The sequence below is a fragment of the Allokutzneria multivorans genome (assembly GCF_039537405.1).
Taxonomy (GTDB): domain Bacteria; phylum Actinomycetota; class Actinomycetes; order Mycobacteriales; family Pseudonocardiaceae; genus Allokutzneria; species Allokutzneria multivorans.
The window spans coordinates 693475-707589 of record NZ_BAABAL010000018.1; the positions used below are offsets into that span (position 1 = coordinate 693475).

Below are 14115 nucleotides of genomic sequence, written 5' to 3' on the forward strand. Positions count from 1 at the left end.
TGAGCGGGGATGGTCCCCAGTACAACACGTACTTCTTCGGCCGCGAAGCGTCTTCCCCGCGTGAGCGGGGATGGTCCCGTTCCCCGCCCACTGGTGGAAACCAGCACCCCGTCTTCCCCGCGCAAGCGGGGGTGATCCTCGGACCCGGTCGTCACGGACTCGACGACCTCCGTCTTCCCCGCGCGAGCGGGGGTGGTCCGCTCGGCGGTGTGTTCGGACTAGCGACGGCGTGGTCTCCCCGCGCGAGCGGGGGTGGTCCGTCCTCACCACAGCAGTGCGGCGGACATCACCACCGGCCAGGCGCACGAGCAGTGCGTCGGCAAAGGACCGACACTCCTGCATGATCGCGGCAGCCTCCGGCGGGAAGGAGATCGTGGTGGGTCAGGGGGAACTTCTCGATGTGCTGCTCATCGACGAGGGCAAGCCGGTGGTGAGCGCGGTGTTCAGCCCGGACGGCCGTTTCCTGGCCGCCGTCGCCGGTCGGCGGTTGCACCTGTGGGACGCGATCCGCCGTGAGCCACTGGTTCCCGAGCGCCGCCCCACGAGCGGCCGGAAGAAGCGGCAGGGCAACCGAACCCGACAACCCCAGCACATCGCCTGGGTGAACTGCGCGGCGTTCAGCCCCGACAGCGCGTTCGTGGCCGTTGGCGGTAGCTACGAGTTCTACGACGAACACGGAGTCCTGCACGACGGCGACCCCGTCAACGCCGTCAGCCTGATCGATGTGCGGAGCGGCTCGACGGACGGCCCGCCTTTCCTGGCCGGGCACGGCGAGGAGATCACGAGTGCCGCCTTCAGCCTCGACGCGACGCTGCTCTCCGCGACCGACGAAGGCGGCACCACATGGCTTTGGGACGTCGCGACCCGCCAGCTCGTTGACGCGCCGACGCCGCCTCTCCTCATGAGCACGGCGCGAAGCCCCGACGGACGCGTCCTGGCCGAAGCGCGCGATGACGGCACAGTCCGGCTACGGAGTCTGACCGGCTGAACGAGGCTGCCACCCGGGTGGCGGGTCCTCGCCGACGCGCCCGTCAACGGCCTCGCGGAGCAGGTCGGCGTGACCGGTGTGCCTGCCGTACTCCTCAACCAGGTCGTAGACGAGGCGGCGCAGACTGGCGTGGCGGCCGTCGGACCACGCGAGGTGGATGGGCTGGCCCAGCCCACCGTCGGCGAGCGCGGCGGCCAGCCTCTGCCTCGATTGCTGGACGGCGCCGTCCCACAGCGCGTAGAGCGCGTCGGGCGAGTCCCCCGCCGCTGACGTGAAGTCCCAGTCGGGCTCGGCGGCCCAGTCGACCGTTTTCCACGGCGCACCGAGCGGCGTTCCAGAAAGCTTGGCGGTGAACGCCTGCTCCTCCACCAAAGCGAGGTGCTTGAGCAGGCCGCCGAGGCTGAGCGAGCTGGCGCCCACGCGGGTGCGCAGACCACCGGAGTCGAGGTCGTCGGCCTTCCATCGGAACGTGGCGCGCAGACGTTCCAGCGCCCCGACCAGATGCTCAGCCTCGGTACTTGCCAGCGGAGGTTCCCACGGGGTGGCGTCGTCGGTCATGGCGCCACCGTAGGTCTCATCGCGGACGATCCGCTTCCCGAACCGATTTCGTCATGGTGCCGTGGCGATGCGCCAGTGCCGCGCCCGTTCGTCCTGCTGGCTGAGCTGCGGTCAAGGTCGCGGGCGGTGCACGATTACCGTGCGATCGGGGTCGGCGCCGAGGTTGGCGACCGCTCCGCTCCGAACGAACCAACACCCCGTGCAGGGAGCGCAACGTCCCTTGCCCCCCCGGTTTGCAACGGTTTGAGACCTCCGCAAGGGGGGTTCGGTGTACTTGAAGACCGGCGAACGCCCACTGTCACCCAGCCACGGCCTCAACCGGGGACCGCGATCGACTCAGGCTGCCAAACGCGAAGCGCACGGCCTCAACGTTCTCAGCGCGGACTGATGAACCCAATGTGGCATTGGTTACGTCTCGCGAAACAAATGCCACATTGGGTTCAAAAAAACGGCCGCCCCCCACGCTGGGCAACAGCGCTACACCCGCGACCCGAGCAGCAGGTCGACCACGCCGGTCGTGTCCTCGTCGCCGCGACCGTCGTCCACCAGCTGCCGCATCAGCCGCATGAACGGCAGCAGCAGTTCCGGGCTGACGCCTTGCTCCTCAGCGGTGGCGAGCAAAGTCGCGTTGCCCTCGGCCATCATCGCCAGGTTGGACGTCACGCCCGTGGTGTAGTCACCGCTGGCGAGGTGCTCGGCGATGCCGCGCGCGTAGCCGGACATCGCGGTCAGCCAGCCGGACAGCAGCTCGGCCAGCTCGTGTGGTGCGATGTTTTCCTTGCGGGTCAACGCGAACGCGTGCGTCACGCCGGCGAACATGCCTGTCATCGCGCTCAGCAGAGCTACGTCGTGCAGCGCCGCGAAGCCCGGGTCCTCGCCGACGTAGGTCGTGCCCGCGGGGACGGCGAGCACGTCGCGGTGCGCCTCGAAAGCGGCGGCCGAACCGCTGTAGAACACGTACGCGCCGGAGCCTGGCACGCCGATCATCTGTGGCACAGCCATGATCCCGCCGTCGACGAAGCGCGCTCCGCGAGCGGCGGCCCACTCCGCCAGCGCGCGAGCGCCACCCGGCGTGCCGGTCGTGAGGTTGACCAGATCCTTTCCAGTGAGATCCACGCCGTCGAGCGTCGAGCGAACCGAGGCGTCGTCGAGCAGGCACAGCACCACGAGATCGTTGGCGGCGACGGCCGATGCGACGCTGGCCGCCGCCGTCGCACCGCGCGCGGCGAGGGGTTCGGCACGGGTGGGCGTGCGGTTCCAGACGGTGAGGTCGTGGCCCGAGTCGAGCCAGGCGGAGGCGAGCGCGGTGCCCATCGCGCCCAGCCCGAGCAGCGTGAGCCCGGTCGGCGAAGCGGCGTTGTCGGTCATGGTGGTTAGGCTCGGCGACGAGGCTCGCACCGGACAAGTACGCACTTCGGAGTGCGCGCTTTCGCCGAGGTGAGCGTGCAGGTCAAGCGGATGCGGAGGTGGTCGTGGTGCCGAGGCCGGGGGCGCACGAGTGCGGCACGGAGGCGACGATGGACCTCATCGGCGGGAAGTGGAAGGTGTCGCTGCTGTGGGTGCTGGCCCAGCGCTCCGCCCGTTTCGGTGAGCTGCGCCGGGCGTTGCCGGGCATCACGGAGAAGGTCCTCGCCGCGCACCTGCGCGAGATGGAGAGCGGCGGCCTCGTCCACCGCGAGGCCCACGACGAGGTACCGCCCCGCGTCGAGTACTCGCTGACCCCACTGGGGTGCTCGCTCAACGAGGCGTTGGAACCCCTGGGGAAGTGGGGCCGCGAACACCTGCTGGCCACCGGGTAGGCGTATCGCCGTCGCCACGTCGAGTATCTCGTGAGTCCCGTTGAGCGGCCCGACGTCGATCCGGCCGCGCACGTGCAGAGCTCCCGTCGAGCACGAAGTAGCTGACGTCCGCACCGAAGACTCGCGTCGCGTTTCGTTCTGCGGCAACGGGCAACGGGCTTGGTCGCGGCGCCTCCTCAGCACGGTGAAAAGCGGTCTCCTGGCGGAGTAAGACAACGCTGAAACCCCGCGACAGCGGCGGCGGAGCCCGCCACGCTCTTGATCGTCACCTAATCAAGGGGGAACCGGGTTGTTCACGAAGTTGCGCGGGGTCGTCGCCGCGAGCGCCGTCGCGGTGGTCGCGGCGGCGGGCACGGCGGGTGCCGCACCGCAGGAGGACATTCTCGACCAGCTCAAGCGAATCCCTGGGCTGGCAGTGCTTTCCGAGGGGCCACCGCCGACCCCGGACACCCGGTACTTCGTGCTCGGCTACACGCAGCCGGTCGACCACCGGCAGCCCGGCGGAGCCACGTTCCAGCAGCGTTTCCAGCTGGTGCACAAGTCGGCGGCGCGGCCGACGGTCCTGCACACGACGGGCTACAACCTGTACCCGACCTCGTTCCGCAGCGAGCCGACGCAGCTGGTGGACGGCAACCAGATCTCCACCGAGCACCGGTTCTTCCCGCCGTCGCAACCGCAACCGGCGACCTGGGACCACCTGAACATCTGGCAGGCCGCGACCGACCACCACCGGCTGGTGGCCGCGCTCAAGCCGCTCTACCCGAAGAAGTGGCTGGCCTCCGGCGCGAGCAAGGGCGGTATGACCTCGGTCTACCACAGCAGGTTCTACCCGCGTGACGTCGACGGCGTCGTCGCGTACGTGGCGCCGAGCGACCACGTCAACGACGAGGACAGCGCCTACGACCGCTTCTTCGCCACCGTGGGCGACGCCGCGTGCCGCACCGCCCTCGCCGATCTCCAGGTGGAGGCGTTCAAGCGGCGCCCGGAGCTGGTCGCGATGCTGACCGAGCACTCGGCCAAGGAGAACTGGACCTACGACAAGATCGTCGGCAACCTGGACAAGGCGTTCGAGAAGTCAATCATGGTGCTCAGCTGGGCGTTCTGGCAGTACTCCGGCCAGCAGCACTGCGACAAGGTGCCCACGACCAAGGCGAGCACCTCGCAGATCTACGACTACGTGCAGGCCAACGTCGACTTCGGCTCCTTCGCCGACCAGAACCTGATCCAGATGGTGCCGTACTACTTCCAGGCCATGAGCGAACTCGGCTGGCCGCGGCAGAAGCAGGCGCACATCAGCGGCTACCTGAAGTACCCGGACTCCTCGACCATCTACTCCAACGTCCCGAAGGAACTGCACCGGCCGCACCGCCCCATGGCGATGCTCGACGTGCACAACTGGGTTCGCACGCAGGGGCAACGAATCCTGTTCATCAACGGGCAGAACGACCCTTGGGGTGCCGAGAGGTTCACGCCGAGCCCGCACGACTCGCACAGCTTCACCGCGCCCGGTTCCAACCACGGCGCGAAGATCGCCGCGCTCTCCGGAGCCGACCGCACCGCCGCGACCGACATCCTGCGCCGCTGGGCGGGCTCCGACGTCAGGCTCGACGGCGCCGCGCCGGTGATCGACCCGAGCCAGCTCGACGTCGTCCGCACGCCCTTCCCCTTCTGACCCCTGGGGGTTGGGCGGTCCAGAGCCTGTCCTGCACGTCATCAGGTTCGCCGGTCTTCAAGACCACCCAACCCCCACCCCCACCGTCTCCAACGACAGCAAACCCCACAAGACCACAGGGTTAGCGGCGGTCAACGATGATCAACAGCAGGGTTTGCCGGTCTTGAAGACACCCAAGCCCCCGGCAACACCGCGACCGGTGGTGGGGTGGCCGCCTGCTCGGGTTTCCCCGCCGACCAGCGGGATTCACGTTTCTCCTGTGGTTGAAACCGGTGTTCGAGCCGCACAGGATTCCTTATGTTCCCACGTCGGCAGCTCGCAGGGGCCGGAAGTGACGGCCTCGCGGGCGATGCGTTCCACCCATCAGGAGTCGAAGGAGATCGCACATGCGTGCTCGACGTGTTCTTCCGGTCATCGCCACCGGGCTGGCCCTGGCCGGAGGGCTGGCAGCACCGATCGCGGCACAGGCGGCACCAGCGGGGTGCGAACCGTACGTCGCCCTCTACATCGACGCCAACCTCCAGCGACCTGTTCAGGGCGATGGATTCTGCAACAAGAGCTACTTCGACTTGGCGTCTTCGGCGCACGACAAGGTGTCCAGCTGGAGTTTCACGGGCAATCCGGGCACGAGAGCCTGTCTGATCGACTACTCCACCGGCCGCGAGATCCAGCTCAGCGACATCACGATTCCGCCTTCGCGCTTCGCCAGCAAGAATCTGGAGTCCTGGGCCAATGACCGCGCTGACGCCGTGCGTCTGTGCTGATCCACCGAACCTAACGCGGCACTGCGGTGAAGTCGGCGATCTGGGCGGCTAGGACGTCGGGGGCGTCCTGCTGAACCAGGGTCCTGGCGCCGGGGACTTCGACGAACTCGGCGTTGCGAAAAGCAGACTGGAGGCGACGGCCGAGCGCGGGTGTGAACGCGCGGTCGGCCGTCCCCCACACGATGCGAACGGGGCCCGCAAAGGACTTCAGCCGGGTCGACACGTCGAGCAGCTCCCGCGGATCGATGGCGCGGAGGAAGCGCACGGCGTCGTCGCGGACTCCCGGAGAGGTGAGCGCGGGCTCGATCCACGACCGCGTCAGCGAGGCGTCCAGCGAACGCCCGAGCAGCCCGAAGCCCAGCGGCGAGCGGCGAACCAGCAGGCTGCGCATCGGGTACAGGCCCGCCTTCATCCGGCGCGGCCCCTTGATCAACCGGAAGATCACGTTGAACGGGAACGGCGGGAAGTTCTCGAACGCGTCGCAGTTCAGCAGTACTGCGCGCCCGACGCGACTGGTGTCGGTGTCGAGCACGAACTGGACGAGCGCGCCGCCGGTGTCGTTGCCGACCAGCACGACCTCGCGCAGGTCAAGCGCCTCAAGGAAGTCCAGGATGTGGCGGGCGACGCCACGCGGTGACAGGTCGGCGCCGGGGTTCATCGGCGTGCGGTGCGAGCCCAGCGGCCAGTCGGGCGCGTAGGAGCGGATGCCGCGCTCAGCCAGGAGGTCGGCGACGCGTGTCCACACCGCGCCGTTGGTCAGGAACGGGTGCACGAACACGACGGGTGGCGCTTCGGAGCGCTCCGGCCCGGCGTCCCGGTAAGCGACCGCACCACTGGGAAGATTGATCGTCGGCATGCGGCTCCTTCGCCCGGCAAGGTTACATACAGCCTGCACGTAACTTACGGACGGAGTGTATGAAAGTGGCACGGCGGACACAAGCGGACCGGACTGCCGCCACGCGCGCCGCCCTGGTCGCGGCGGGCAGGAAGCTCTTCGCCGAGCACGGGTTCGCGGGGGTCGGCACCGAGACCCTGGTCCGCGAGGCCGGGGTCAGCAGGGGCGCCCTCTACCACCAGTTCGGCGACAAGACCGAGCTGTTCGCCGAGGTCCTGGCCGATGTCGAGGGCACGGTGACGCAGAGCCTGGTCGCGGCGGTTCCTGTCGACGGCGACCTCGTGACCGTCATGACCAGCGCGCTGGAGGCGTGGCTCGACGCCTGCGAGAACCCGGAGATCCAGCGGATCGTGCTGATCGACGGCCCTTCAGTGCTCGGGTGGGCGCGGTGGCGCGCGATCTGCCAGCCGCACGTCCTCGGCCTCATCCAGGCGGCGCTCGCGCAGGCCGCGGCGGACGGCGGGATGCCGCCGTTGCCGGTGAAGCCGCTCGGGCACGTCCTGCTGGCCGTCGCCGACGAGGCCGCGCTCTACCTCAACGACGCCGCCGACCGGGCCTCCGCGCGCGAGGAGATCATGCAGATCGTCAGCGCCCTGCTGCGCGCGCTCGTCACTCCACAGTAGACAGAATCTCGCCGAGCGGAATTCCCTTGCCCCGCAGGAACTCCTCTGCAAAAGACGTCAGTGCCTGTTCGCCGGAGCGGGCGATGCGGTCGACGTCGTCGCGCTCAGCGGGCGGCAGCGGGAAACCGGCGGACTCGCGGATCGCCTCCGCCGCTCCGAGCAGCCGCGCGGCGGCGACGGGATCGCCCACGAGTACCCGTGCTCCGGCGAAACCTTCCAGCGACAACGCCACCGCGCGCGGGTCCTCGGCCTGCCGGGCAGCCGCCAAACCCTTGCGGTGCCAAGCGAAGGCCGCCTCGGCATCACCGCGTTGCTCGGCGACGAAGCCCAGCTGCGCCAGGATGAACGCCATCCCGGTGGCGTAGCGGATGCTGCGCTCCCAGTCCAATGTGGACAGCAAGTGCGCCTCAGCGGTGTCGAACAGTCCCATGCGGCGCGCGGCCAGGGCGATGCCGCCCCTGGCGAAGCCGACCTGCGGCGCGATGGAGCGCTCCGTCGCCACCTGGAGCGCGCGCTGGCCGAACTCCATCGCGGCCGGGTAATCACCTTGCAGCACCGCGACTCTGGCGCGGCGGCCCAGGAGCTGGGCGACGGCGGGCCACAGCCGCAGTTCCTCGGCCGCGCCCAACGCGTGCTCGCACAGCCGGGCCGAGCGCTCGTGGTCGCCCTCGATGTCGGCGACGGCGGTGAGCACCTCGGCGGTCTGCACCTGGCCCCAGCCGTCGCCGAGCTCGGCGAACAGCGCGGCTGCCCGCTCGGACTCCGCTGCGGCAGCCGCGGGATCTCCCCTGGTCAGCGAGTTCTCCGAGGTGAACATCAACGTGACGGCCAGGTGCCAGCGATCACCGAGCCGCTCGTACTCCACCCGCGCCTGGTCGAGCAGCTCGCGCGCGGCGGCGGGCTCCCGGCTGCGCCCGGCGAAGCCCAGCCAGCACCGCGTCCAGGCGAGGACGTCCGGCTCGGCACCGCGCCGCAGCAGTGCCTCACCTTGGCCGAGCGGGTCGGGCTCACAGCCGAGCAGGAAGCCGAAGCCGAGCCGCCAAGCGCTCGCGCGAGCACCGGCGGCGGGCTCGGCCTGCTCAACGACCACGCTGAGCAGGCGGTGACCGACCTGGAGCGTGCCGCGCAGGTACCAGTACCAGGCCATACCGGTGACGAGGTCCAGCCCGAGCGCGGTCTCGCCGAGTTCCACCGCGCTGTGCACTGCGGCGTGGACGTTGGCCGCCTCCTCATCGAGCAGGCGCAGGTGTTCGCGCTGGCCAGGGCCTCGCAGATGGGAGTTGGCGGTGATCACCAGATCGCGGAAGTGCCGTGCGTGCCGAAGCTGCGTCGCCGAGGTCTCCCCCGCCTCCTCCAGGCGTTCGGCGCCGTAGGCCCTGATGCTCTCCAGCAGCCGGTAACGCGTCCGCTCCCCGTCGGTCGTGACCGTCACCAGCGACCGATCCACCAGCTGCGCCACCACATCCAGCACGTCGTGCCCGACCACCGGGTCACCAGCGCACACGGCTTCGACCGAAGCCAGGCTGAGGCTGCCGGGATGCGCAGCGAGCCTGCGCAGCACCGCCCGCTCGGCCGGGGAGAGCAGGTCCCAGCTCCAGTCGATCATCGAGCGCAGGGTCCTCTGCCGAGCGGGCGCGGTGCGCGATCCCGTGGTGAGCACCCGGAAGCGGTCGTCCAGCCGGACGGCGAGGTCGTGCACGCCGAGCGCGCGCACGCGACCCGCCGCCAGCTCGATCGCCAGCGGAAGCCCGTCGAGCGCGCGGCAGATGCTCGCGATCACCTTGATGTTGTCCAGCCGCAACGCGAATCCGGGGCTCGCGGCGCTCGCCCGCCGCACGAACAACTCGACCGAGCCCAAGCGCCCGGCGCTCTCCGGATCGATGTCGTCGGGGTCGGGCAGCTCCAGCGGTGGCACCGCGACGAGCTGTTCTCCTGTGATACCAAGGGGTTCACGGCTCGTGGCGAGCACGCGCAGCTCGGGTGCGGCGGTGAGCAGGGATTCCGCGACCCGAGCCGCCGAGTCGATGACGTGCTCGCAGTTGTCCAGGACCAGCAACGCCCGCTGCGCGCGCAACGCCGTGGCCAGCCCGTCTTCGCGCGTGTCATCCCGCACTCCGCCAGCGGCGGCGATCTTCTCCGCGACGACGTTCGCGTCGGCGCTCCGCGTCACATCGGCGAGTTCGACCAGCCACACGCCGTCCAAGCCCTCGTCGAGGCTCGCTCTTGCCGTCTCCACCGCGAGCCTGGTCTTGCCGACTCCGCCAGGTCCGACGAGCGTGACCAGGCGCGCGTCCGCCAGCGCCGCGCGAGCTGCCGTGAGGGCGCCCGCTCTGCCGACCAGCTCGCTGACCTGCGCCGGGAGGTTGGTCGCGGTCACCCGCTGCGCGTTGTCCAGAGCCGGGTCTTGGGTCAGGATCTCCTGCCGCAGTCGCACGATCGCCGGGCCTGGATCGAGGCCGAGTTCCTCAGCCAGCTCCGTGCGCAGCCTGTCGTAGCTGTCCAGCGCCTCGGCCTGTCGCCCGGCGCGGTAGAGCGCGCGCATCTGGGCGGCTCGCAGCCGTTCGCGCAGCGGGTGCTGGTCAACGAGCGCGCGCAGCTCGTCGATGAGCGAGGCGTGTTCGCCGACCGCCAAGCGCGCTTCGGCGTGGTCCTCGATCGCGGTCAACCGCAGCTCGCGCAGCCGTTCCGCCTCGGCACGCGCGAAGTCCTCCTCGGCGAACTCCGCGAAGGGCTCTCCGCGCCACAACGACAACGCCTCGCCCAGCAGTGCGGCCGACTCCGCAGGCTGCGACGCCGCGCGCGCCGCGCGAACGAGCGCGCCGAAGCGCCCCGCGTCAACGGCTTCCTCCGCGACGCGCAGCGTGTAACCAGCGGGCTGTGACACGAGCAGATCGCGATCGTCGGCCAACGCGCGCCGGAGCTGAGAGACCTTCACGTGCAGTGCGCCGGAGGCGTCCTTGGGCGCGGCGTCGCCCCACAGGTCCTCGATGAGCCGATCCGCCGTCACCGGCTCGCCCGCGTGCACCAGCAGATCGGCCAGCAGGGCGCGGACCTTGGCGCCGGGGACCCGCACGGGCTCGCCCAGCTCGGTCCACACGGCCAGCGGGCCCAGCACCCCGAAGCGCACCGGCTGAGCATAGGCGGCTCGTCAGGGGTGATCAGCCGATGGGAAGAAGTCGGTAACCACCCGCGCGCAGTGTCCTTCCAGCACCTCCGAACGGAAGGAACGACCGTGAGCTTCTCCCTGGTAGGCATCTCCGGCAGCCTCCGCGCCGCCGCCTTCAGCACCGCCGTCCTGCGCGCCGCGAGCGACGTCGCCCCCGCCGACGCGTCACTGGCGCTGTGGCCCGACCTCGCCACGGTGCCGCCGTTCAACGAGGACCACGAGCAGGACCCGGCTCCCGCCGTCACCGCGATGATCGAGGTCATCGCCGCCGCGGACGGTCTGGTGATCGCCACGCCGGAGTACAACGCGGGCATCCCCGGCCAGCTCAAGAACGCGCTCGACTGGGCGTCGCGCCCCTACGGCGAGAGCGTGCTGACCGGTAAGCCCGTCGCGGTGATCGGTGTCAGTCCCAGCGACTACGGTGCCGACTGGTCCCAGCAGGCGCTGCGCAAGGTGCTGTCGGCGGCGGGAGCCGACGTGCTGGAGACCAAGCTGTGCGTGCCGCGCGCGGACTCCCTCGTCAACGGCGAAGGGCGGATGGCCGACGCCGCGACCGCCGGGCAGCTGCGCGACCTCGTCGTCGACCTGCGCGGCCTGCTCCAGCGCCGGGCCGAGGTGGCGTCGTGATCCGCACGGGCTGGCTCGGGCTGCTCGCGGGGCCGATGTCCTTCGGCATGGCGGCGCCGACCTTGCTGCTGCCCGTCGCGGCGAGCCAGCTCGGCGTGTCCGTGGCCGCCGCGACCTGGATCGTGACGATGTTCGGCTGGGGCATCACCGTGGGCACTCCGCTGGCCGCCGCCGTGCTCGCGTCTCGCGGACAGCGCTCGACGGCGCTCATCGCCTCAGCCTTGATCGTGGCCGGTTCCGTTGTGCTGCTGGCCGTTCCGTCGCTTCCGGTACTCGCGGCCGCGAGCGCCGTGCAGGCCTTGGGCTCGGCCGCGATGCTCGTCGTCGCGATGGACCTGGCGAGCACTCCCGCGCAGATGGGTGTGATCACCTCCGGCCTCGCCGTCGTCGGCGCCACCGGCCCTGTCGTCGGCTCGGTGATCGGCTCGGCCGTGTCGTGGCAGGCGGCGTTCGCGTTGCCGCTGCTGAGCCTGCTCGCCGCTCCGGTCGTCCTGCGGAGCGCCCGTGCGAGGGGTGCGGGCACCTCGTTCGACGTCGTCGGGGCAGGAGTGCTGCTCGTGCTCGTGGGCGCCATCGTGCTCGTTCCGCACCAACCGCTCTGGGGCGGAGCCGCCGTGGTGCTGGGCCTGCTCGCGCTGCTCTGGCGGATCCGCGTCCGGCCGTCGGGTCTCGTGCCCGCCGAGGTCGTGCGCCGCCCCCGCTTCCTGCTCGCCTCAGCTCTTGCCACGGTCTTCGCGGTGATCAACTTCGGCTTGATCTACGCCGCGCCCGCGCTCATCACCGCCCGTGCCGGGTGGAGCACGGCGTCCATCGGCAGCGCGTTGTTCTGGCCGCTGCTGTTCGGCGGCGCGCTGTCCTGGCTCGTCGTCGCCGCCTCCGCCCGGGTCGGCGCCCGCTTGATGACCGCGCTGCTGGTGTGCGGCGGCGCGCTCGCACTGGCACTGGTGCTGTTCGCGGGTTCGCCGTGGCTGACCCTGCTCGGCGTCTTCGCCGGTTCGATCACCGCCGCTTCGGGCCAGGGAATCCTCGGAATGCGTGCCGCCGCAACGGTTCCGGAGCACCACCGCAGCGCCGCGCTCGGCCTGTTCAACTCCTGCTACCTGCTCGGCTTCGCCGTCGGTCCCGCCCTCGCGACGTTGCTCCTGGCGTGAGCGCGCCTTCAGTCCTCGTCCAGGGCGGACGGCTTGTGCACCGCGTCCTTGCCGCTCTTGTCGCTGCGCACGCGGTACTGGGGTTCCTCCTTGGAGGCGCGGACCTGGCGGCCAGCGGCTTCGGTGTCCTCGGTGATCTTCTCGACGACCTCGCCGTGCACTTTCTGGCCGTGACTGGACCAGCTGACGTCGTCGCCCTTGCGGAACTTGTTGTCTCCCATGGGTTTCTCCTCTTGTGCGGTCAGGCCGCCGCGATGAGCGCCTGCGGCGCTGCCTGCTTGATGCCGGTACGCAGCGGTCTCCCGTTCGCAGGAGTTCACGACGTCCAGCAGTCCGTGGTCGCGCAGTCCTTGGGCCGCCTGACCGACGACGGTCCACGTGATGTCGGTGAGGCTGGCGCAACCGTTGCTGCACAGCACGCACGCCGACTGCACCCACCGGTCCACGTCCGGCTCCGCCAGCCCCGGCTCCATGCGCAGATCCACTAGCACCGGCCACGGCGTGTCCTTGCCGTGCGGCGTGCGCGCGTCCCAGATGTTCGAGATCCGGTCAGCCATGCTCGACGGCTACCCCCGATCGCACCGTCCAACCGGACCGCCATCAGGTGCACCGCACCGGATGCAGGCGAAGTCGCGTCGCGCCGGAAACACAACTCGAAAGCATCGCCTCTTCCCTCGCCGAGTACAGTCGACATCACTGCACCCCAAAACTTCCGAGCAGTTACCTGGAGAGAAGTTGAGCATTGGGGACATAATCCGCGTTCTGGCCGTCGCGAAGCAGGAAGTGCGCACGGCATACGCGAGCGCAGACCTCGCCCTGACCTGCCTCGCGAACACAAGAACACACTTCGACGGCGCGACAACGGGAACCTCCGACCACGCCCCTGTGGAGATTTCAGAAATTCTCGTCGTCGCACAGGGGAACCTTGAGTTCGCCATGCGCACAGCCACGCTCCTAGAGAGAAAAATAGAGGACTTCTCGAACAAACTCGGCCCCGGTGAGATGTTCACCGACCCGCCGCCGATCACGATCAACGCCCCACATGGCGACTACCGCACGGAAACTCCACAAGGATTCACCAGCAGGAGATTCAAGGAGTTCGCCCGCCGGACACGGCAGCTCGTCAAGCACTTCTCGCTGCCAGACGGCGAACTGGTGATCCAGGGCAGTCGCGTGAAGCGGACCGCGCGCACGGACTCCGACATCGACATCGCACTCCGGGTCAACGACGAGAAGTTCTTCGAGACCGCCGAAAGAGTGCTCGACAGAACTCGCCCCGGCACGAAGCTGCGCCAGCGGCGGCTCGACAGGATTCGCCACAACGGGCAGATCTCATCATTCGACCTGGGACCGGAGTTCATCGAACTCCGACAGAAGCTGCTAGAATCCGAGTTCCCCCACAAGATCCAGTTCTCAGTCCTGCGAATTGGCGGGCGCCTTGACACCCCGCCGTATCGCCGAATCAACTAGGATGCGAACACGATGGAAAGCCTGGAGTTCGTGGTCATGCTCGACGGAGTCCCCGAGAAGGCCGAGCTGGTGGACTTCCTCGCAAGCCTGCCCGACTGGAACCAGAAGGCGCGAGAGGTGTTCGAGGCCAACGGCAACCACATCGAGCTGTCGGCGAACGACCGCGCGGACGAGGTGCTCGCCACGGAGAGCGAAAGTGGATACCTGCACTACCAGTGGAGCATCGAGTCGACTCCGCTTTCCTCGGTGACCGAAGAGCAGCAAGTGGAGTTCGCGCGAGCGCTGACGGCGGAACTGTCGCGGATGCGCGCAGGCGTTCGGGTCGAGGTCCTCGCCAATTTCGAGGACCTCATCTGATGACGACGCGCTCGCCCCCGGGGTGTGCGGGGGCGGGCGCCGGGT

Annotated in this window: 14 protein-coding genes; 9 read left to right on the forward strand and 5 right to left on the reverse strand. The window is 69.5% G+C overall.

Going from position 1 to position 14115, the window contains the following annotated elements; translation table 11 throughout:
- Window positions 1-340 precede the first annotated feature (340 nt).
- Window positions 341-988, forward strand: coding sequence for a WD40 repeat domain-containing protein (locus ABD798_RS27205; RefSeq protein WP_344880557.1), 648 nt, complete (start codon window positions 341-343; stop codon window positions 986-988).
- Here ABD798_RS27205 and ABD798_RS27210 read toward each other — a convergent pair.
- The gene (locus ABD798_RS27210; RefSeq protein WP_344880560.1) at window positions 968-1546 is read right to left on the reverse strand and encodes a mycothiol transferase; all 579 of its coding nucleotides are present in this window, start codon (window positions 1544-1546) and stop codon (window positions 968-970) included. The two genes, ABD798_RS27205 and ABD798_RS27210, sit on opposite strands and share 21 nt — an antisense overlap.
- 477 nt (window positions 1547-2023) lie before the next feature.
- On the reverse strand, window positions 2024-2914 hold the full coding sequence (locus tag ABD798_RS27215; protein WP_344880563.1) for an NAD(P)-dependent oxidoreductase: 891 nt from the start codon (window positions 2912-2914) through the stop codon (window positions 2024-2026).
- Between the two features lie 149 nt (window positions 2915-3063).
- On the opposite strand from ABD798_RS27215, the gene ABD798_RS27220 reads away from it, so the two are divergent.
- From ABD798_RS27220 to ABD798_RS27230, 3 genes are all read left to right on the forward strand, one after another.
- Window positions 3064-3345: a winged helix-turn-helix transcriptional regulator gene (locus tag ABD798_RS27220; protein ID WP_344881000.1), complete on the forward strand. Its 282-nt coding sequence runs from the start codon at window positions 3064-3066 to the stop codon at window positions 3343-3345.
- Window positions 3346-3634: 289 nt separating this feature from the next.
- On the forward strand, window positions 3635-5017 hold the full coding sequence (locus ABD798_RS27225; RefSeq protein ID WP_344880566.1) for a S28 family serine protease: 1383 nt from the start codon (window positions 3635-3637) through the stop codon (window positions 5015-5017).
- Window positions 5018-5403: 386 nt separating this feature from the next.
- Entirely contained in the window at window positions 5404-5781 is a 378-nt protein-coding gene (locus ABD798_RS27230; protein WP_344880569.1) for a hypothetical protein, read from the forward strand.
- Window positions 5782-5791: 10 nt separating this feature from the next.
- On the opposite strand, the gene ABD798_RS27235 is transcribed toward ABD798_RS27230, so the two are convergent.
- Window positions 5792-6637 carry an alpha/beta fold hydrolase gene (locus tag ABD798_RS27235; RefSeq protein WP_344880572.1) on the reverse strand — a complete coding sequence of 282 codons (846 nt, stop codon included), beginning with the start codon at window positions 6635-6637 and terminating at the stop codon, window positions 5792-5794.
- A gap of 65 nt (window positions 6638-6702) precedes the next feature.
- Between ABD798_RS27235 and ABD798_RS27240 the strand changes: the two genes are divergently transcribed.
- Window positions 6703-7299 carry a TetR/AcrR family transcriptional regulator gene (locus tag ABD798_RS27240; protein WP_344880575.1) on the forward strand — a complete coding sequence of 199 codons (597 nt, stop codon included), beginning with the start codon at window positions 6703-6705 and terminating at the stop codon, window positions 7297-7299.
- On the opposite strand, the gene ABD798_RS27245 is transcribed toward ABD798_RS27240, so the two are convergent.
- Window positions 7286-10426, reverse strand: a complete 3141-nt coding sequence (locus ABD798_RS27245) for an ATP-binding protein (protein ID WP_344880578.1) — start codon at window positions 10424-10426, stop codon at window positions 7286-7288. The genes ABD798_RS27240 and ABD798_RS27245 overlap by 14 nt on opposite strands.
- Window positions 10427-10531: 105 nt before the next feature.
- Between ABD798_RS27245 and ABD798_RS27250 the strand changes: the two genes are divergently transcribed.
- Both ABD798_RS27250 and ABD798_RS27255 read left to right on the forward strand, forming a co-directional pair.
- On the forward strand, window positions 10532-11092 hold the full coding sequence (locus ABD798_RS27250; protein WP_344880582.1) for an NADPH-dependent FMN reductase: 561 nt from the start codon (window positions 10532-10534) through the stop codon (window positions 11090-11092).
- A complete protein-coding gene (locus ABD798_RS27255) occupies window positions 11089-12243 on the forward strand; it encodes an MFS transporter (RefSeq protein ID WP_344880585.1) in 1155 nt (384 codons plus the stop codon). The genes ABD798_RS27250 and ABD798_RS27255 overlap by 4 nt, the downstream gene beginning before the upstream one ends.
- 8 nt (window positions 12244-12251) lie before the next feature.
- Here the strand turns inward: ABD798_RS27255 and ABD798_RS37260 are convergent, their stop codons facing one another.
- Window positions 12252-12800 carry a hypervirulence associated TUDOR domain-containing protein gene (locus ABD798_RS37260; protein WP_425549270.1) on the reverse strand — a complete coding sequence of 183 codons (549 nt, stop codon included), beginning with the start codon at window positions 12798-12800 and terminating at the stop codon, window positions 12252-12254.
- A gap of 178 nt (window positions 12801-12978) precedes the next feature.
- On the opposite strand from ABD798_RS37260, the gene ABD798_RS27265 reads away from it, so the two are divergent.
- Both ABD798_RS27265 and ABD798_RS27270 read left to right on the forward strand, forming a co-directional pair.
- Window positions 12979-13713, forward strand: coding sequence for a nucleotidyltransferase domain-containing protein (locus ABD798_RS27265; protein WP_344880589.1), 735 nt, complete (start codon window positions 12979-12981; stop codon window positions 13711-13713).
- A gap of 12 nt (window positions 13714-13725) precedes the next feature.
- On the forward strand, window positions 13726-14070 hold the full coding sequence (locus ABD798_RS27270) for a hypothetical protein (RefSeq protein ID WP_344880592.1): 345 nt from the start codon (window positions 13726-13728) through the stop codon (window positions 14068-14070).
- The last annotated feature ends 45 nt before the right edge of the window (window positions 14071-14115 follow it).